Source organism: Enterobacillus tribolii, from assembly GCF_003363015.1.
Taxonomy (GTDB): domain Bacteria; phylum Pseudomonadota; class Gammaproteobacteria; order Enterobacterales; family Enterobacteriaceae; genus Enterobacillus; species Enterobacillus tribolii.
Window position 1 is genome coordinate 1043595 of sequence record NZ_QRAP01000001.1, and the last position, 16904, is coordinate 1060498.

Below are 16904 nucleotides of genomic sequence, written 5' to 3' on the forward strand. Positions count from 1 at the left end.
TTCCTAAAAATAGAAATAGTAAAAGAAGTGGAAAAACAGCGGCGCGGTGTAAATCAGCGAGTCAAGGCGATCGAGGATGCCGCCATGCCCCGGCAACAGCGTGCCCGAATCCTTCACGCCCAGATCCCGCTTCACTGCCGACATCACCACGTCGCCGCAAAAACCGCTCAGACCGATCAGCAAACCCGCCAGCAAAGAAAACGGTACGTTCATCGGCGTCAGGTAAGGGCCGATAAGCCCGGCCAGCAGCGTCGTGGTCGCCACGCCGCCCAGCAGCCCGGCCAAGGTTTTATTCGGGCTGACGGTCGGCGTCACGCGGATGCGCCCGAGGGATTTGCCCCACAGGTACTGCGCCACATCATTCAGTTCGGTTAACGTCACCAGAAAGATCACCAGCAGCGCCCCCTCACCCGCCGCGCCGTGCCCGCCGGGCAAAATCAGCAGGAACGCGATGTGGCTCAGGGCAAATAGCGTCGTCATCAGCCCCCAGTGCATATTGGAAGCGGCGCGGAGGAAACCATTGGTATCCCCGACCAGCACCATTCGGGCCGGTAAAAAAAGAAAGGCATAAACGGGAATAAAGACGATAAACATGCCGTACCATCCCATGCCGATCCACAAATAATGCAATGGGATCGCCGCATACATCCAAAGCAGCGGAATGTTGTCGGAGCGCCGGGTCGGGATCAGGGTGAGGTACTCCTTCAGCGCCAGGAAGCTGATGAAGCCGAAGATAGTCAGCGCCAGCCATTTCGGGCTAATCATCGCCAGGGAAAAAACGATGATGATCACCCACCAGCTACGCACCCGCTGGCGCAGCTCCAGCCAATCTTTGCCGGGATAGACCCGTTGCAGGACCGCGATAATGACGCTGGCCAGGATCAGGACGGCAAAAATGGCGCCCAGGCTTTGAAACAGCAGATGTTGTGACCACAAATCGTGTAACAGCGGTTCTTGGGGGGAAAGTGTCGGCATATCAAACGTCCTGTTTCAGCGCTGCGCGGCAACGGTTAACGCATGTCCATAACAACAATACGGCGGCGATGGCGAAAAGCCAGGGCGAGAACGACATCGTTTGCGGCCAGATCGCCACGCATAAGCCATAAGCCCCGAATAACAGAGCGCGATCGCTCTTCCCCAGCGGGCCGGCATAGCCACGCGCGGCGCCGATGGTTTGCGCCAGCACGCCGCAAAACTCACTGAGGGCAGCCAGCAGTACGGCAATCACCACCAGCGCCGGCTGCGCGCCAGGCAACAGGGCAAACGGCAGGTAAAGCGCGCAGTCCGACACAACGTCGCCCAGCTCATTGAGCAACGCGCCCAGGCGGGATTTCTGGTCATACTCCCGCGCCAGCATGCCGTCAATCGCGTTCAGCGCCATGCGGAAAAACAGGAAGAACGGCAGTAGCAAGAACAGCCCCGGCACGGGAAAAAGCCATAACACCGCCCCGACGAGCAGCGACCCTAACAACGCCAGCAACGTAACCTGATTAGCCGTCACGCCACGGCGGTATAAGCTCCCGAGACAAGGGCGCAGCAGTTGCTGAAACCGGGGCTTGATGTCATACAGCGTCATAGCATCACCCAATGAAGGCGCGTGAGTTCAGGGGGGATCAGGGAAGAAGAGAGATGCATTCAGGGCGTTCCTTACTGTCTGCCAATCGCAGTGCAATCCATAGCGTTCAGGTTATGTATTCAGGCATAACCCTTTGTTCACAGCAATTTCGCATAGAATAACGTTTTCCGCACGAATTCCCACAAGAATATTAAAAAAAAGCGATAGCTATTCCACTTTCAATACCATCATCACGATGTTTTTATAAAAATAAAACGAGAAAAACAGCATGCTACGCTATAAAAACAATGTATTCAGGCCAATCATTCAAAGGCTACCTTTATAAGTCCAGGTGACTTTTCGACCATATAGAAAGGATTTTTCTTTCTTTTTCTCCCCCTTCTGCCTATAAATCATTTCGCTTTTAAATATTATCAGCGATAAAGGCGAAACCTGTTCAACGAGATACCGCTAACCCATTGAAATATTTAGCCTTGGTTTTTGAATCCTTATCGCAGAAGTTTTAGTTTTTGCAATATATTAAACTTCTCTTTTTATATAATTTCACCTATGACAGCATTTCCCTGTCTACCTATCAATTCAATATAAGAATACTCCCTAGACAACCGAAGATTTTTCCTAAAAAATAAAGGGGTCATCTGATACAGTGCATGGTTATTAGCATGTCTATACTTAGTAATCAGTCACGAAAATATCGTTCTGCCTTTATTGTCTACGAAGTTAAAGAGGCACCCTGAATGTCGCTCACACAGCTGACTTATGAACAAATCCAGGCCCTGGAAATTCAGGCGTCTGCTGCTCGTCGCAACACTAACTCACTTCCCATCGGCAAAGCGTGGAATGCCATAGGCACACCGGACAATGTGCTCGCGTTAATTCAGGAGATAAAGCGGTTACGTGAGGAGAGTTATCAGGTCGTCAGTGAATCCCTGATGTATCACCTGGCGCTGGACAAAGCCGAATACAAAAAATCGTGTATGGAAACCCGGGAAGCAAACGCGCAGATCCTCATGGAGAAGATCGTAACGCATCCTGATATTGAAGAAGAAGCGGCTATCCGCACGCTTGCGCTTTCGGCGTTACGCTGTTTACGCGGCGAAACGCCTTCCGGTGCATGATGGCCCTACCATGCCTTACTGTGCCTTGCACAGTAAGGCATAATCCTGCTTCGACTTTTCCGTTTGTCCGTCAAACACCTTCGGTACGCCCGCAAACTTTTTGCTTCCGTTTTCCGTTACGCGCACATAAACATAATAGGGCGCATTATAGATATAACCATACCGCGCGCTTTTCGCCCTGACCTCGCCGCACACGTACCCGCTGGTTACGTCTGCGCTGTTCTCTGCGTTCGGATAGAAGGTCGAGCCGGAAAATGTTGCACTGTCGGGGGCGTCTAAAGACAGTCTGACGACATATTCGCCGTATTCCGTCGCTACTCCGGTCATGTCCTTATTGTCACAACCGGCTAACAACAAACACAGAACTCCGGCTAATACGCACTTTTTCACTAAGACGCTCCCTTGATATGGCTTTCCCTGCAAAGATGATAGCAGCGCCGCAGCGAAAAACGCCAGCGCTGCGCGGTGTTTCGTTCCGCGAATGAATATAAAATCGGCGGCTACTCCGCTTCCGCCAGCTCAACATGAATGGAAAACGTTTAAAATGTTGATAAACCGCATCACCCGGCGGCGGAAGCAACTTTGCCGTAGTAACCGCGCCCGCCGGTCATCCTATATTGCCTCCATCCGGGCATTCCTGGTTTAAATATTATTCTCACAACTTCACTTTCGCTTCACATCGGCCTGTCAAAATAAACACAACTGACAGCAATGGATTAAATTATGACTTCAGGAAAGCATTTCGCTACCGTCATTTTCGCGTTGGCACTGTGCCTCACCGCCGCATTAACTCCCCGCGCCTGGGCACTGCCAGCGGTACAGAACGGCGACATTATCTTCCAGGTATCCCGCTCGGCGCAAAGCCTCGCCATACAGCAGGCCACCGGCTCACGCTACAGTCACATGGGAATAATTTTCTTTCGCAACGATAAGCCCTATGTTTTTGAAGCGTCCGGCAAAGTGAAATATACCCCGCTTCAGGATTGGATCGACAGGGGGGAGCAGAAACACATTGTGGTAAAGCGGATGAAAAACGCCGGGCAGGTTTTGACCCCGGCAGCACTGTCGGCCATGCGTAAACAGGCGCAACGTTTTGCCGGTAAGCCTTATGACCTGCGCTTTTCCTGGTCGGATGAACGGTTGTACTGCTCGGAGTTGGTGTGGAAAATTTACGATCGCGCACTGAAGGTAAAAATCGGCGAACGCCAAAAGGTGCGGGAGTTTCATCTGCACGCGCCCGCCGTGAAGCAAAAACTGTATGAACGCTATGGCGCGAATATTCCGCTGGATGAATGGGTGATCTCGCCGGGTGCGATGTTCGCCTCTCCTTTGCTTATAACGGTGGCATCGGAGTGAATCGTCCGGGAAGCGGGCGTCAAAGCAGACGTACAGGTTCTTCACTGTTTCGGCACCAGACTTAGCAAAGTACTTTTTACTCAGGATGTGGTTGAGGGATGGAAACCTATATAAGCGCCGCGCCGGTAGTTGGTATTTATAGCATGGCGTAAACCGCAGAGCCGGAGCAATGTTTGCTCCGGCCTTATTTACTCTCCTTTCACTGTTTCTCACGCTGCGTTAACGTTGTGTCATCAGAGCCCTTTTGATCTTAATAAATAAAGATGATCAACATAAAGCTTCACCGGATTTACGGATGTTGTTACCACGCCCGCCGTCTGGTTAACGGCATCAAGGTGATCCATTGAATAGTCAGAACGAATAACTTTCCCCAGATGCATGCTATAACGGCCAACGACGCCATCATTTTGACCCCGTTCTTTATTAAAGAAGATAGAGAGTGCGCTCATTGCAATATGGGTAGGGTCCAAATTATTTAATAGCTGATCAAAGATATTGTATTTCAGTACGCCGCCCCAGGAATAGTAATAGACGCCATTAACATATTCATCGCCCTCCCCACCCCATTCAGAAGGCAATCCCTGTGGATATTTTGCGTTAAATTCCGCGATGCCCTCGCTTGTCAACGCATCGAGCGCCGCCTTGGCATCCTGCGCTAACATGGGTTTACCGGAAATCAGAGATAAAAAATCACCAAAGGTCGTCACCACCGCATGAGCGATCGCTTCAGGCAGGCGACCGGGAATAAGTGCCTGACGTACCACATCCGCAAGTTCCGAGCCAAAATTAACGCCGTGTACCGACGTTACGGAGGCGACAATGTCAGGCCGCAGTGCGGCTACATATCTGCATGCCAACGGCCCCTGGCTATGGCCGATTAAATTAACTTTTTTTGCTCCGGTATTTGCCAGCACCTCGTTGACAAAATCCATGAGTTGTTCACCCCGGACTTCGTTACTATTAACCGCGGAGAGTGAGGCAACATAAACTTCAGCACCCGCCTTTTCAAGCGCCTCTTTAACACCGAAAAAATAAGGATAAACACCTGCTATTTTATCAAAACCAAACAAACCATGGACCAGAATAATAGGATATTTCAGCGTCGTTGCTTTTTTCATATAAACGTTCCTCTTTGACTGTTAGCCAAACAACTGTTTGGATTTACAGTATACGGAGAATGTTCATCAGACTCATAGTTTCCAAGCGAGCTCTTATATATTATTTTTCACTCAGGCAGATGTAGTTAATAATTGTTCTGTCTTAGAAAGAAACAGGCAATTTATTGACTTTATCAGGCAACTATTTTAATTCACGGGAGTCAATAAGTTCACTATTATAATTATTCAGAATGTCTGGTAGTTATATCTATTGATGGCATTTATGATAAGGCATTATAGTTATTAACTCAAATAGTCCGGAATAAATTTTATTCCTAAAGGTTTCATTCCCTCTTCCGATAATCAATCTGGGATTTACGTATTTTTGTTCTGGAGGATCGATATGAGTAACGTAAGCATTAACATGGCAGCACCTTCAGGTGCCAGTGCTGGCGGTGCGGCAGGCAGCAGCAACACAGGAGAGTCAGGCCGCATTCAGCAATTGATGAAGCAAATTGAAGGGCTACAGAAGCAGCTAAAAGATTTGGCGGATTCCTCCCTGTCGCCGGAAGACAAGAAAATGATGCAACAACTGTTACTTGATCAGATCAAGCTTCTCCAGGCGGAAATAGATCGTATCCGCCAACAAGAATTGCAGGAGCAAAAGCAGCCTCAGGAACCGATGGCGCTGGAAAAAGGAGATGGTATTAACAGACCAACGCGGGATAATCGGGTTGATTTGTATATTTGATATGAATTGATGGGGGGCGTGATTTACACAGTTAATATTACGCCATCCTTAGCGTAAACTGCTGCTGCCCTTTGGCGCCAAATTATAAGCTATAGATCATATATTGATTCCAACAGGCTGAGTTATTCACTAAATACGCCATTGTTGTATGACGTGTTAAAGAGAAAATCTCCACCGGTAGTCCCGGATCTCACCGTTAGGATGCTTGTCGAATCAGCCAAAGCTGACTGCCGGCTTTTTGGGCTACCATAATGATCCGGAGGAATCAATGATTGAGCAAATCAACAGCAAGATCCCGCGATATTGATCTCGCTGTGAAAACGCGTTTCCCGCCATACTTTTCAATCTATTACGCCGATGGATCATTTCCGTGGCAGGGCATTCATAACACATAATCATTGTATATCAGAGAATTGAGAGCTAAGCGTTCCCCTCCTGACCTGAGCATCATGATGATGATTAGCTAATCGCTGGCTCCACTTACTAATTTTCTTACAAATCCTAGTGCATTTATTGTGCAATCACTGATATGATGCAGTCAGACACTTATTACGTAACGCTATATTGATTAGTCTCTTTATGCGATACAAATTTAAACGTATAAAGAGAAAGTCATGACACAGACTACTACCTTTAAAAAAGAGTTTTTCCATCCCCGTTTCTTCACCACGTGGTTTGGACTGGGCGTGTTGTACGCACTTGTCCAGCTACCTTACCCTTGGCTGTATCACCTTGGTCACTGGATGGGCAAGAGTGCAATGTACTTTATGCCGCGCAGAGTCCGTATTGCCCGACAGAATCTTACCCTTTGTTTTCCTGATAAATCCGCCAAAGAAATCGACGATCTGGTAAATGATAATTTCCAGGCCCTTGGCGTATCCCTGATGGAAACGGGGATTGCATGGTTTTGGTCCGATCGGCGGGTTCGCCGGTGGTTTACCGTTACGGGTTTGGAGAATATGGAAAATGCCTGCACTAAAAACCAAGGTGTCATAGTTATTGGCGTTCACTTCATGTCGTTAGAACTTGGAGGGAGAGTCATGGGGCTATGCCGCCCAATGATGGCTGTCTATCGGCCCCATAACAACCAGGTATTGGAATACATACAAACCAAAGGCCGCTCCCGTTCAAACAAAGCGATGTTAGACCGGAGAAACCTCAAAGGCATCATCTCAGCCCTCCGCAAAGGTGAGGCGGTCTGGTTCGCACCAGATCAAGACTATGGCCCGAAAGGAAGCACCTTTGCGCCTTTCTTCGCGGTAAAAGAATGCGCAACAACTAACGGGACAGCGACCATTGCACGACTGTCGCAGGCAAAAATGCTGACAACGGTATTAATTCGTAAACCCGGAGCCCAGGGATATGAGTTAGCCATTGGGAAAGAAATCGAAAACTACCCGATAGATGATACAGTTGGCGCCGCAACGTTTATGAACCAACTTATTGAAAAAGAGATAATGCGTGCTCCTGAGCAATATTTATGGGTACACAGACGTTTTAAGACTCAACCAGCAGGCTCGCCTTCCCTCTACAGTTTATGAACTGGACTGACTCCATGTCAGCATTATCGCAGGCACTCAGTGAGTGCCCGCGATAATATCCTGGAAGTGATTTTAGAATGACATTAAAAACCCCACACTTGTGGGGTCTCATGCTTATTTATAATTTAACCGCATCATTCAGGAATGAAAAAAGCAACATCCGCCAATAGGCCCAGATCAGGATCGCTCTCCAACACTTCCAGCCGACGAAAGGCAAATGTAACCGGATCAATGGCATTGTGGACAAGCCTCATTGCAAACACCGCCGGCTGACCACTAAGGGACGTGCTCGCTGAACCCAATATATTTTCAATTGCCTTTATTTGACTAATGGTGTTCTCTTCAAAGTTCGGATAGCCTTGCTTAACTGCAACATAAAGCTTCTTATTGGCGTTCTCTCTGCCAACGCTGTTTGCTGCATATGCACTTGATAAATACCAAACGTCTTTTCCTGCATTTACTGCTGTTTTCACAGCATCCGGAAGGGGGACTGTGAGCAAACAATCGCTTACCAAAGCATCCGTACTAACTGATTTAGAATTAAATGCATATTGAATTTTCATTATCTTTCCTCTTTGACTGTTAAGCTAATAACTGTTCATGCATGCAGTATAAAAGAGGTATCCAACTGATAGCAGTTTTTAACAGGACTATAAGCCCTTATAAACATGCCTTATGTCCTTTACAACAAAATGAAAAATAAAGGAAAATAATTCTATACTCTTATTCTTCCTTATTTCATCTGGTGCTGGACGCCCATCAATTGAATTGCAGCCTTATCTACGGGTAAACAAATTACCGACGATACAGCAGGCCGCCAGTGTCTCATCCCTATTTGATGGTTACCTGTTATCTAACACCTTTTTCCAGAGAGAGTACGCCGTATCGTGATACACCCAGCACAACTATCGCGGAGATTAAACAATAAGCGACAATTGGCCATGTGGTATCTCTCGGTAAAAATGTAAGGATGAGAGTACCGATACTACCCAGCAGTAATCCCCCCAAGCAGAAATAGACTGCCGTGGCGGTCCCCGCAATATGATCAAGCCCTTGAAGGGCACCATTGGATGCCACCGAAACCGCAATGGCAATCCCTGCACCAACGAGCCACATTGGTCCGATGAAGCCAATTACCGAAGTTGGTATGAGTATCTCGCCGATAGCAAGCAGTATCGCGCCCACCACCAGGCAACCCATTCCAACCCGCAAAGTGCTCAAACGCCCCCATCGTGGAATCAGTTGTCCCATAATTCGCGACGTCATCATCATTACAATAGCTACTGTTGCAAATAACAAACTGAAGTCAATTTGCGATAACGCTTGTCGTCCCATCATTAACCAGGGGGCCGTCGAGAAAAAGACAAAGAAGCTACCCATTCCCGCGCTGTAGCAAAGAGTATAGAGCCAAAAGTTCAGCCGTTTTACAGGACACAATAACTGTGGCCATTGTAGATTCACCACTTGCCGCCGCCGGGTCTCGGGCCAAAGTCGCCAGGCTACAGTTACAATAATCATCATTGCTATTCCCAGGAAGACAAAAATGGCACGCCACCCAAGATAAGCACTGACCAATGCGCCTAATAAGGGGCCTATTGCCGGCACCATCGCGAGCATGGAACCAAGTAAGCCATAGATAATATTGCTTTCCTCACGGCCCGCGTATATGTCACGTACAGTCGCAAAAGCGGACACAAGACATGCTGAAGCACCACAGGCCTGAAGAATACGAAAGCCCAAGAAAACTTCTGGTGATGTAGCAGTAGCAAGCCCAAATGAAGCCAATACATAGGTAATTCCGCCAGCGAACAATACTGGGCGGCGCCCTAACAAATCCGATAATGGGCCAAAGAGAAGCTGACCAGCGCCCAGCAAGAGCAGGTATGCTGTCAACGTTAGTTGGATTGCCCCTTCACCGGCACCAAGTGCATCCGCCATGAAAGGCACCACCGGCAAATACATATCCATGCCGAGTGACGCCAGCAAGTCAAAGGGTGATAACAACAATAGCGTGGCGGTAAGAGAATATCGCCAGGAAAAATCTTTAGCGCGCACAAGACCATCTCCTTAACATTGAGGATTTTGGCGGCGCTCACGCAGAGTAACTGTCTTCTAAAGAACGCCGCAACAACCTAATAACAAAAGCTGCTGCGGCTTACTCGTCTGCTTTTTTGGTAGTATTCATATGCGAATTATCCCGTAAAGATTCCATATCGTAACAATTCTCACGGGAATGTGCGATAAACGATAAAAAACAGCCATTAAGGCCGCTAGTTGCGGCCTCTCTTTACATCACGTATTGTTAATTGGGTAAAACCTCACCAAGAAACGTCATTAAAGCATCTGTAACCGCTGATGGATTCTCCTGATTGCTTATATGACCAGCCCCAGGAATAATGACGTGATTACAACCCAACCTGGATGCCATATATGCTCCTTCCCATGTAGGTCTGGGCTTATCCAGCTCACCAGTAATCACAACAGAAGGCATTTTGATCTTTTTAAGCAAACTCAATCTATCAGGACGTCCAAAAATCAGTTTACCAATAGGCACCACACTTTTACGTAATCTTGCTGCAGGAATTGAACGCAACCGATTAATTACCGGTATTAATAGTTCATCGGATACATTATCTGAAAAGAACTGTCGTGCCGCATATTCCAAGTAAGGCGGTTGGATAGCCCCTGCTTTATCCACTGCGTTAAGCATATTGAAATAGTTTTGGTATGCCGCTTCCGTCTCATCACCAATGAATGTATCCAGTAACGCAATACACTTAACCCGTTTTGGATAACTGGCAGCAAGCTCTGCTCCCCACATACCACCAACCGATAATCCAATAATGCCAAACTCCTTAATACCCAGACTGTCCATGAGTTTTAGGTGATCTTTAGCAATTCGCTTTAAGTCATGATACTTACCAGGAAGCTCTGGAGAAGAACCATGACCCCATAGATCTGGTACGATTACGCGGTAATATTTTGATAAGGCAGACAGTTGAGGCTGCCACATATTACTGTCGAATAGATAACTGTGCCCAAGCAATAATGGGAAACCCGATCCCATATCTATAAAGTGCATTTTCTTAGATGAAGTACACACAGAAAATCTCCTTTTTAACCATTAGCCAAACTACTGTTTTAATACACAGTATATCTATGGATGTATAATGGGCCTAGGTTTAGACAAGATCTTTTTTCAAAAATAATTCATTATAAATCAATGCAATAAAATCACTTTATCGAGCCATTCCGGCCCTTCTAATCGCCGCTTTATTTACTTGCACAACTCCAGTGCCATCAACGCCGAGAGGATTTTAAATTCCGCACTCATCCTTTCAAAAACAAAGAGATAGTAAATATCCAGGAACATGAGTAGTATTTCACTACTATATAAATCATTAAGTTACGTCGTCATTCGCATCCATCTTCCTGCTATTTTACCCGCATGTTCTGGCCTTTCTTCTGATTGTTCCTTACCCTCAATTCGTTTATGTTTAACATTGCTCAAATCACAAGGAAAGCTGATGGATACTGTCGAGGAACTTCACGGGACATATTTCTATACAGGCATGGGTCAGTTGAGTGCCGGTGAGCTATTCTTCTGGGTTTTCATTGATAAAACCATGCAGCAACTTGGCGTCGGAGATGTCGCCGCTGTGGCCGCAATCGTATCAGGAGCCGCTATTCTTCCTACCCGTCAAAAGCCAATTGGAGCCAAGAAAGGTACTTCACTGGCCAGCGTTACCTCCCGCAAAGTCTTCGGTAAAACAAAGTTCCCTATGGGCGTAAGAATGCCGACATTCGTCGGTAACCTCGTTTCAGGCATTCGTAAGGTGATGGTCGCCAATATAGGCTCATTTGCCGGAAGAACTGTTCCAGTGGTTGGCTGAGTTATCCTCGCCTATGATGTTTCTCGAATCAGCATTTCTACAGCGACTACGTATAATAAAATTGCACGCCCAGAGGATAGGCTATGGTAGAGAATAGTATCGAGGCTGAGGTTATCGCGTTGGTGCTGAAATATTATGGCGCCCCTCTGTTTGGTGGTTCCTACCCCACCATCACCCTCGACACCGATCTCGATACCGATCTGGGACTCGAAGCTGAGGACACCGAAGAACTGCTGGCCGAGTTATTCACTAAGTACGCCATTGACGATGACGCGTTTGATTTGGAAACCTATTATCCCGCGCCATCATGGCGTGACATGATCAATTACACGTTAAAAAGAAAAGCTCCGTCGATAGTCCCTGATTTAACGATCAGAATGCTTGTTGAGTCAGCCAAAGCGGGTCGTTGGTTATATTGACTGGAGTGGGCACCGCCGGCGCCGGCACGTATTGAATCCGCGTGCTCCCGCAACCGGTCAACAGCAGCAGGGATAAACTCATCAACGCAGGATTACCGCTGGGTAGTGAAAACAATCTCTTTAATCGCATTTTTGAAGTTAGGTGGAAAGCTGTGCCTTATATCCCCGCCCTGAAGGACGTGGTTTTATGGTTCACTGGGTGATGTGATGTAAGATCTATCGTGTAAGACACGTCAAATGGCCGCTCTACATATTTCCCAGGCTTTCTTATGTATGGTTCTGTAATTTTTTCCACCAACACTCCCATTAGGATTGTAATAAACCTGTCCATATGTACATGTTGTTGTAGTAGAAGAATGCAATAACCATCCTGACCAGGCGGCTTGGGCTTTACTTACCGAAACGGAGATAAAAAACAAAGCCATTGCCGATACAACACTTACTAATACTTTTCTCATGTGAAAACTCCTTTTAATCAAAAAATAGCTCCCCACCTAGAAAGCATAAGAATTTCTTATGCTAAAAAGCATAGTAGCTGCGATTTGATGCTCCGTCGAGCGAATTTACGCAGGAAATAAAAAAGGCCGCTGAATGGCGACCTTAGACCTTATAAGAAAGAGAATCGATATATGGCTACTCAAAGACTTCATTGATAACTGAAGCAATGATAGCCGGGCTCAGTGCTACTAATACCAAATCATCCCCCAACAATACGCCATTCATATCCTGGATATGATGGCAACTGCCCCAGCAAAGATGCGGGTACAGCCTTTTTCTCAATACCCGGAGGTAACAGTTTACCTCTGGCTAAATTCTTGGCGATGCCTGGAGGCAAGGACTTATAACCGGTTAACCCATAGTTGAGTGCAAGCGGCCGTACTTTGTCATATGTAACATTCACCGACACCAACGAGTCGCGTGAAGACCGGTCATTCTTGGTCTTATTTTGACCATTACCAACGCCTTTGTTTCCGTGATTATAGTTGCTGTGACCATTTCCGTGGCCATTGCCTGGATTAGCTATTGCATAGTTTGATGAAAACACAAGAGGCGACAGTAACGCTAACAAGATAAGCACTGACTTTTTCTTGGACATGTTACACCACCAATCTGAAGATTTTCGCGCTATATTTAGCCATAAGATATTAACCAGGTTATAAGGATAACTCTTAAATAGCATACTCAAAATAACACTGTGTGAGAGTCATCCTTATGAGAGTATACCGCATAAAGAACATTCCCATTCATGCCGCTCACCGTTCCGTGACACAATGCTGCCAGATTATTCCACGGAGGGTAACTTGTAGCACTGCACGGACGTTTTCATCTAAACGGCGCGGACTTTGCGCCCCTTATTTTCCCAGGGATCGGTATTTTTGCTGCGTACTCCGGCGATACTCCATACCGCAATCAGCCTGGATGTATTGATTACGCCGGACGCGGACCACTCCCCATAGGCAGGTATTGGATTGTTTCTCGGCTCAGTAGCGGGTGACATTCACAGTACCGGAATTGGGCATCGTCACTGTGGAGCGGAGACGATTCCGCGATGATGGAACGGTCAATAACCACACGTTTATCAATGGAGTAAAACGCGGAGTTTTCAGGCTCCACCCCGCAGGCCCAAACCGCCTTTCTCAAGGCTGTATTGCAGTGCATAATACAAATGACTATCAACTGCTGTACAACAAGCTGAAGTCCACCAGCCTGATAGAAATCCCCAGTGAGGGGCTTACCGCTTTCGGCACTATTGAGGTGATCGGCAATGAAGATGCGCTTTGCCCAAATTCTGCTTAACATTGCGCTATTCGCTACCATCTTCGTCCTGTCGGTGATTTGCGTTCCCGTTATCCGGTTTACTACGCAGCAATCCGCTGACTTTGCAAAGCTCGCGTGGTCTATAGGCTTCAGTGATGCGCGGGATGGCTATAACGTCATGATGGGGATCATCTACTTTGCAGTAGCCCTTGTTGTTTTTGCCTTGATTAAGTTGCTCACCAGGCGCGCAGGAAAATAACCATTATCACAGGCACTCAGTGAATGCCTGTTGTAATGCCCTTAATTTCAGATATGAAAAAGCCCCGGCTCGCGGGGCTAAAATAATTATTACAGTTATGGCACGATAAACCCATAGTCGCCGCTAATTTGCTCGTACGGCATGTCCATGAAATCCTTATCATTAGGAGAATAGATAAACACTTTTAGCCATACAGCACGGTTTGTCACCGGTGACCCGGTATCCAGAGGGGTAGGTAGGCTGAGAGTATTATCTCCGCCCGGATTGTCCTGATCGATCATGTCCTGAAAATCGCCCACGGTTTCAGGAAGGTAATTACTACCGAAATGATGGAACTGTGCCCCGGTTCGGTTAAAAGCTACCGTCGGATAGCCGGTCGGGAAAGATGTCTGAGCGATCAAGCCAACCTTTAGCTGCCGGACTTGGCTGTCGCGTGAATACTGCTCATTCAGCTTGATTTTCAATTCACCATCTTCCCAAGTGATTTCCGGAAAAATATCGGTAACGCTAAAATTGAACTGTTGCATATAAGATATCCTCTTTGACCATAAAGCTAAAACTACTGTTTAGATATACAGTATATGCATGTAAGTACGTTATGAATAGCTTTTGAGGGAATCTATTTCCAACTATAACTCATTATATATCAATTGGATAAAATCATTCCTGACGTTATAACTCTATCATCCGGACAACCGCTTTATCGGCATTACACAGCTCTGAACTGCCCCCACGACAGCCAGACCAAGCGAACCAGATATAACGTAAACCCCTTTCCGTTTACGCTTTGCAGCAACTGTAATCCCTCCCGAATTTATTCTTACCGCTTATTACCATAGCGCCCCTGGCTATTCAGGCAGCTATGGAGATCGCTTACTTTTGCGTTGCGAGTGCGAAGCAGAGTGATGTTTTATCACTCCAGCACTCACCGTTACCGGATGCTGGGATTTATATCAGACAGGGGAAAGAAGCAGATCAAAGCATGAGCAGACCGTCTACGCGATGCCATTGCTATCGCCGACTCGGCACTGCTCAAAGAGGGGATTCGAGCGTCCATATCATCCGGCAGAAAAACGGACAGCGTTATACCTGCGATGGCTTCAATAGCTGCTGGTCAAAGGCTAAAGCAGCGGCTGCGGCAGCATTCCCTCATCTGAATTTCGATTTCACATTTCATGATTTGAAGGCAAAGGGGATTAAGCAAAACTACAGGTTGGTAAGTGGCGATTCAATATTCCGCCATTGGTGAGCTATATATTCGGGCCAAAATCTGGCATAGGCGGGACGGGTAATTGCGATACAACATAAATAGTCATGACAAAAAAACCCTCGCTGCCATTTTGCTGCCACTCACCACAATTGAAGCACAAAAAAACCGCCTCCCGGCGGTTCTACGATACTGCTTATTGCTTTGATTATTCTGTTATTTCCAATGCTACCCGGAGCGGGACTTGAACCCGCACAGCACGAACGCCGAGGGGATTTTAAATTCCGCACTTAATCTTTTTTAAAACAATGAGATATGAAATTTTTAGGAACATGAGCAATATATCATCACGCTACAAATTAACAGGTTAAGCTGTCATCTCTCACTATATTCTCACCTTGCTACCACATCCTTATTAGCACTGCTCGATTGTTCCTTGCAGTGATTTGAGTTATTTTTACTCAACTCATACTGACAAGGAACGCTTATGGATACGGTCGAAGAGCTAAACAACACATACTTTTTCGTGGCTATGCCAACCTAGCACCCTTGCAGCTTTTTTGGCTCATTTGGGTTGATGAATTCAGTCAACACACTGGCATTGAAATATCTGCTGCCGCGATGGTCCTTTCAGGGCAACCAATGTTTCCAACTCCCACAAAGCCACTCGGTGCTACAAAGGGGACATCTCTTGCGTCAATTGCGTCACGTAAGTTCATACCCAATATCAGAATGCCGCCCGGTATCCGGATACCCACTCTGGTAGGAAGATCGATGAAGGAGTTACACATCAGCTACACCAACCAGGTAAGGACCGCTATTGGACGAAATATACCTTGGATCGGTTACGGCATGGCCGCTCTTACTGTGTTATCCATCAGCCGTGATGTAAAGTTTACGTACAACCACATCGCAAAACCGGAGCACAGAATAGCATGGACGTACTTTTGAATATCGAACAAGAAATCTTGGAATACGTGCAGAAAAATTGCGGCCGCCGTAAATATCTATTTTGGGGAAAGCTGTTGCCGATCGATATAGACTCAGATCTGCGGGTTGACCTACAGCTCATATATGAAGACGCGATAGATTTTTTCGGATTTTATTTTGAAAACTGGAAGGTGGATATAGCGGGGTTTACGATAGACAGGTATTTTGAACCTGAGTTTTTGGGATCACCAGCCCCTAAACAGCCACTGGAGCCCATCACCGTTCTGATGATGGTTGAATCTGCGGCTGCCGGGCGCTGGCTTTATTGATATAAGGCCCGCTTCAGCGAGCCTTATTATATGTCACGATGTTCCCGTTGTAGTCCCTCCAGAATTTAGTCTTACCACACAGTAGAATTCTCTGGTTAAAATACAACCAATGGAGGCTCATCATGAAGAAAGTACGTTTCACTGAATCTCAGAGCCTGAGAGTTCTGAAAGAAGTCGAAGGCGGCCGGCATGTGAAGAATGTTTGCCGTGAAAACGGTATTTCTGAAGCTAGCTACTACATCTATGGACTACCTCCGTTTTGCAAGCACTGATTCTGGTTTTGGGTTGTTGCTTACATCTATCCGGCATCAGGAAAACCTGTGCCCAAATGGGTAATCCGCACACAATCGCCTCAACAACTGGACGACCTCTGAGGCCAATATAATAGTCAGGTTCCGATTGTGCAGGTGCAACCTGTCACCATTTTTCAGTACACTGCAACTCGTCTGGCTGGGTACTAACTTCCAACTGCCTGATACTCGGTATCGTTTCTCAGCATCGACCAGATTATTCTCGCGTTCTTGTTAGCGACCGCCACGGTCGTTTTATTAAACCCGCGCCGTTCCTTTAACTCATTAACCCACTGATGCAGGCTGCCATCATTGTTATTCGTGGCAACCCTGACGACAGCGCGGGCACCATGAATAAAAAGTGTCCGCAAATGCTTGTC

The 16904-nt window shown here is 46.9% G+C and carries 18 protein-coding genes and 6 pseudogenes; 13 read left to right on the forward strand and 11 right to left on the reverse strand.

All coding sequences use genetic code 11. The annotated features are described in order from the left end of the window. Positions 1–3: 3 nt before the first annotated feature. Together C8D90_RS04590 and C8D90_RS04595 are read right to left on the reverse strand one after the other, a co-directional pair. A complete protein-coding gene (locus C8D90_RS04590; RefSeq protein WP_115457190.1) occupies positions 4–975 on the reverse strand; it encodes a phosphatidate cytidylyltransferase in 972 nt (323 codons plus the stop codon). A gap of 1 nt (position 976) precedes the next feature. After that, the gene (locus tag C8D90_RS04595) at positions 977–1576 is read right to left on the reverse strand and encodes a CDP-alcohol phosphatidyltransferase family protein (protein WP_115457191.1); all 600 of its coding nucleotides are present in this window, start codon (positions 1574–1576) and stop codon (positions 977–979) included. Between the two features lie 737 nt (positions 1577–2313). Here C8D90_RS04595 and C8D90_RS04600 point away from each other — a divergent pair. Further along, positions 2314–2694 (forward strand): hypothetical protein, encoded by a 381-nt coding sequence (locus C8D90_RS04600; RefSeq protein WP_115457192.1) that lies wholly within the window; start codon positions 2314–2316, stop codon positions 2692–2694. Positions 2695–2709: 15 nt separating this feature from the next. Here C8D90_RS04600 and C8D90_RS04605 read toward each other — a convergent pair whose 3' ends face one another. Then, positions 2710–3021 carry a hypothetical protein gene (locus C8D90_RS04605; RefSeq protein ID WP_147291318.1) on the reverse strand — a complete coding sequence of 104 codons (312 nt, stop codon included), beginning with the start codon at positions 3019–3021 and terminating at the stop codon, positions 2710–2712. 396 nt (positions 3022–3417) lie between these two features. On the opposite strand from C8D90_RS04605, the gene C8D90_RS04610 reads away from it, so the two are divergent. Continuing rightward, positions 3418–4050, forward strand: a complete 633-nt coding sequence (locus C8D90_RS04610) for a YiiX family permuted papain-like enzyme (RefSeq protein ID WP_115457194.1) — start codon at positions 3418–3420, stop codon at positions 4048–4050. Between the two features lie 233 nt (positions 4051–4283). On the opposite strand, the gene C8D90_RS04615 is transcribed toward C8D90_RS04610, so the two are convergent. After that, positions 4284–5168 (reverse strand): esterase/lipase family protein, encoded by an 885-nt coding sequence (locus C8D90_RS04615; RefSeq protein WP_115457195.1) that lies wholly within the window; start codon positions 5166–5168, stop codon positions 4284–4286. A 382-nt stretch (positions 5169–5550) separates the two neighbouring features. On the opposite strand from C8D90_RS04615, the gene C8D90_RS04620 reads away from it, so the two are divergent. The 3 genes from C8D90_RS04620 to lpxP all read left to right on the forward strand — a co-directional run bounded on the left by C8D90_RS04620 (position 5551) and on the right by lpxP (position 7439). After that, a complete protein-coding gene (locus tag C8D90_RS04620) occupies positions 5551–5898 on the forward strand; it encodes a FlxA-like family protein (RefSeq protein WP_115457196.1) in 348 nt (115 codons plus the stop codon). Positions 5899–6015: 117 nt separating this feature from the next. Further along, a complete protein-coding gene (locus C8D90_RS22440; protein WP_376744983.1) occupies positions 6016–6150 on the forward strand; it encodes a DUF1493 family protein in 135 nt (44 codons plus the stop codon). 362 nt (positions 6151–6512) lie between these two features. Further along, entirely contained in the window at positions 6513–7439 is a 927-nt protein-coding gene (gene lpxP / locus C8D90_RS04630; RefSeq protein WP_115457198.1) for a kdo(2)-lipid IV(A) palmitoleoyltransferase, read from the forward strand. A gap of 134 nt (positions 7440–7573) precedes the next feature. On the opposite strand, the gene C8D90_RS04635 is transcribed toward lpxP, so the two are convergent. The 3 genes and pseudogenes from C8D90_RS04635 to C8D90_RS04645 all read right to left on the reverse strand — a co-directional run bounded on the left by C8D90_RS04635 (position 7574) and on the right by C8D90_RS04645 (position 10521). Then, positions 7574–8002, reverse strand: coding sequence for a hypothetical protein (locus C8D90_RS04635; RefSeq protein WP_115457199.1), 429 nt, complete (start codon positions 8000–8002; stop codon positions 7574–7576). Between the two features lie 325 nt (positions 8003–8327). After that, positions 8328–9494 (reverse strand): annotated as a pseudogene (gene cml / locus C8D90_RS04640) (CmlA/FloR family chloramphenicol efflux MFS transporter); the annotation flags it as partial. Positions 9495–9741: 247 nt separating this feature from the next. Then, complete coding sequence (locus C8D90_RS04645; RefSeq protein ID WP_115457201.1) at positions 9742–10521, reverse strand: alpha/beta fold hydrolase; 780 nt, start codon at positions 10519–10521, stop codon at positions 9742–9744. Positions 10522–10966: 445 nt separating this feature from the next. Between C8D90_RS04645 and C8D90_RS04650 the strand changes: the two are divergent. Continuing rightward, positions 10967–11422, forward strand: a pseudogene (locus C8D90_RS04650) (STM2901 family protein). After that, entirely contained in the window at positions 11416–11751 is a 336-nt protein-coding gene (locus C8D90_RS04655; protein WP_115457202.1) for a DUF1493 family protein, read from the forward strand. The pseudogene C8D90_RS04650 and the gene C8D90_RS04655 overlap by 7 nt, the downstream one beginning before the upstream one ends. 233 nt (positions 11752–11984) lie before the next feature. On the opposite strand, the gene C8D90_RS21930 is transcribed toward C8D90_RS04655, so the two are convergent. Both C8D90_RS21930 and C8D90_RS04660 read right to left on the reverse strand, forming a co-directional pair. Further along, entirely contained in the window at positions 11985–12209 is a 225-nt protein-coding gene (locus C8D90_RS21930; protein ID WP_147291319.1) for a hypothetical protein, read from the reverse strand. A gap of 175 nt (positions 12210–12384) precedes the next feature. After that, positions 12385–12847: pseudogene (locus C8D90_RS04660) on the reverse strand (anti-virulence regulator CigR family protein). A gap of 276 nt (positions 12848–13123) precedes the next feature. On the opposite strand from C8D90_RS04660, the gene C8D90_RS22445 reads away from it, so the two are divergent. The 3 genes from C8D90_RS22445 to C8D90_RS04675 are packed head-to-tail and all read left to right on the forward strand — an operon-like array spanning position 13124 to position 13768. Continuing rightward, positions 13124–13246, forward strand: a complete 123-nt coding sequence (locus C8D90_RS22445; RefSeq protein ID WP_376744984.1) for a tlde1 domain-containing protein — start codon at positions 13124–13126, stop codon at positions 13244–13246. A 32-nt stretch (positions 13247–13278) separates the two neighbouring features. Then, a complete protein-coding gene (locus tag C8D90_RS04670) occupies positions 13279–13548 on the forward strand; it encodes a tlde1 domain-containing protein (protein ID WP_268991109.1) in 270 nt (89 codons plus the stop codon). Beyond that, the gene (locus C8D90_RS04675) at positions 13517–13768 is read left to right on the forward strand and encodes a hypothetical protein (protein WP_115457204.1); all 252 of its coding nucleotides are present in this window, start codon (positions 13517–13519) and stop codon (positions 13766–13768) included. Before C8D90_RS04670 ends, C8D90_RS04675 begins: the two co-directional genes overlap by 32 nt. Positions 13769–13863: 95 nt before the next feature. Here the strand turns inward: C8D90_RS04675 and C8D90_RS04680 are convergent, their stop codons facing one another. Then, the gene (locus tag C8D90_RS04680; protein ID WP_115457205.1) at positions 13864–14295 is read right to left on the reverse strand and encodes a hypothetical protein; all 432 of its coding nucleotides are present in this window, start codon (positions 14293–14295) and stop codon (positions 13864–13866) included. A 1167-nt stretch (positions 14296–15462) separates the two neighbouring features. Here C8D90_RS04680 and C8D90_RS22450 point away from each other — a divergent pair. The 3 genes and pseudogenes from C8D90_RS22450 to C8D90_RS04695 form a co-directional block, all read left to right on the forward strand. Further along, positions 15463–15926: pseudogene (locus C8D90_RS22450) on the forward strand (STM2901 family protein). After that, positions 15911–16234, forward strand: a complete 324-nt coding sequence (locus C8D90_RS04690) for a DUF1493 family protein (protein ID WP_115457206.1) — start codon at positions 15911–15913, stop codon at positions 16232–16234. The pseudogene C8D90_RS22450 and the gene C8D90_RS04690 overlap by 16 nt, the downstream one beginning before the upstream one ends. Before the next feature lie 122 nt (positions 16235–16356). Next, a pseudogene (locus tag C8D90_RS04695) lies at positions 16357–16473 on the forward strand (transposase); the annotation flags it as partial. Positions 16474–16691: 218 nt separating this feature from the next. Here the strand turns inward: C8D90_RS04695 and C8D90_RS04700 are convergent. Then, a pseudogene (locus C8D90_RS04700) lies at positions 16692–16904 on the reverse strand (IS110 family transposase); the annotation flags it as partial.

Coding starts and splice junctions, on each gene's coding strand:
- C8D90_RS04590 (WP_115457190.1), bottom strand. CDS start 975: ATGCCGACACTTTCCCCCCAAGAACCGCTGTTACACGATTTGTGGTCA.
- C8D90_RS04595 (WP_115457191.1), bottom strand. CDS start 1,576: ATGACGCTGTATGACATCAAGCCCCGGTTTCAGCAACTGCTGCGCCCT.
- C8D90_RS04600 (WP_115457192.1), top strand. CDS start 2,314: ATGTCGCTCACACAGCTGACTTATGAACAAATCCAGGCCCTGGAAATT.
- C8D90_RS04605 (WP_147291318.1), bottom strand. CDS start 3,021: ATGACCGGAGTAGCGACGGAATACGGCGAATATGTCGTCAGACTGTCT.
- C8D90_RS04610 (WP_115457194.1), top strand. CDS start 3,418: ATGACTTCAGGAAAGCATTTCGCTACCGTCATTTTCGCGTTGGCACTG.
- C8D90_RS04615 (WP_115457195.1), bottom strand. CDS start 5,168: ATGAAAAAAGCAACGACGCTGAAATATCCTATTATTCTGGTCCATGGT.
- C8D90_RS04620 (WP_115457196.1), top strand. CDS start 5,551: ATGAGTAACGTAAGCATTAACATGGCAGCACCTTCAGGTGCCAGTGCT.
- lpxP (WP_115457198.1), top strand. CDS start 6,513: ATGACACAGACTACTACCTTTAAAAAAGAGTTTTTCCATCCCCGTTTC.
- C8D90_RS04635 (WP_115457199.1), bottom strand. CDS start 8,002: ATGAAAATTCAATATGCATTTAATTCTAAATCAGTTAGTACGGATGCT.
- C8D90_RS04645 (WP_115457201.1), bottom strand. CDS start 10,521: ATGCACTTTATAGATATGGGATCGGGTTTCCCATTATTGCTTGGGCAC.
- C8D90_RS04655 (WP_115457202.1), top strand. CDS start 11,416: ATGGTAGAGAATAGTATCGAGGCTGAGGTTATCGCGTTGGTGCTGAAA.
- C8D90_RS21930 (WP_147291319.1), bottom strand. CDS start 12,209: ATGAGAAAAGTATTAGTAAGTGTTGTATCGGCAATGGCTTTGTTTTTT.
- C8D90_RS04675 (WP_115457204.1), top strand. CDS start 13,517: ATGAAGATGCGCTTTGCCCAAATTCTGCTTAACATTGCGCTATTCGCT.
- C8D90_RS04680 (WP_115457205.1), bottom strand. CDS start 14,295: ATGCAACAGTTCAATTTTAGCGTTACCGATATTTTTCCGGAAATCACT.
- C8D90_RS04690 (WP_115457206.1), top strand. CDS start 15,911: ATGGACGTACTTTTGAATATCGAACAAGAAATCTTGGAATACGTGCAG.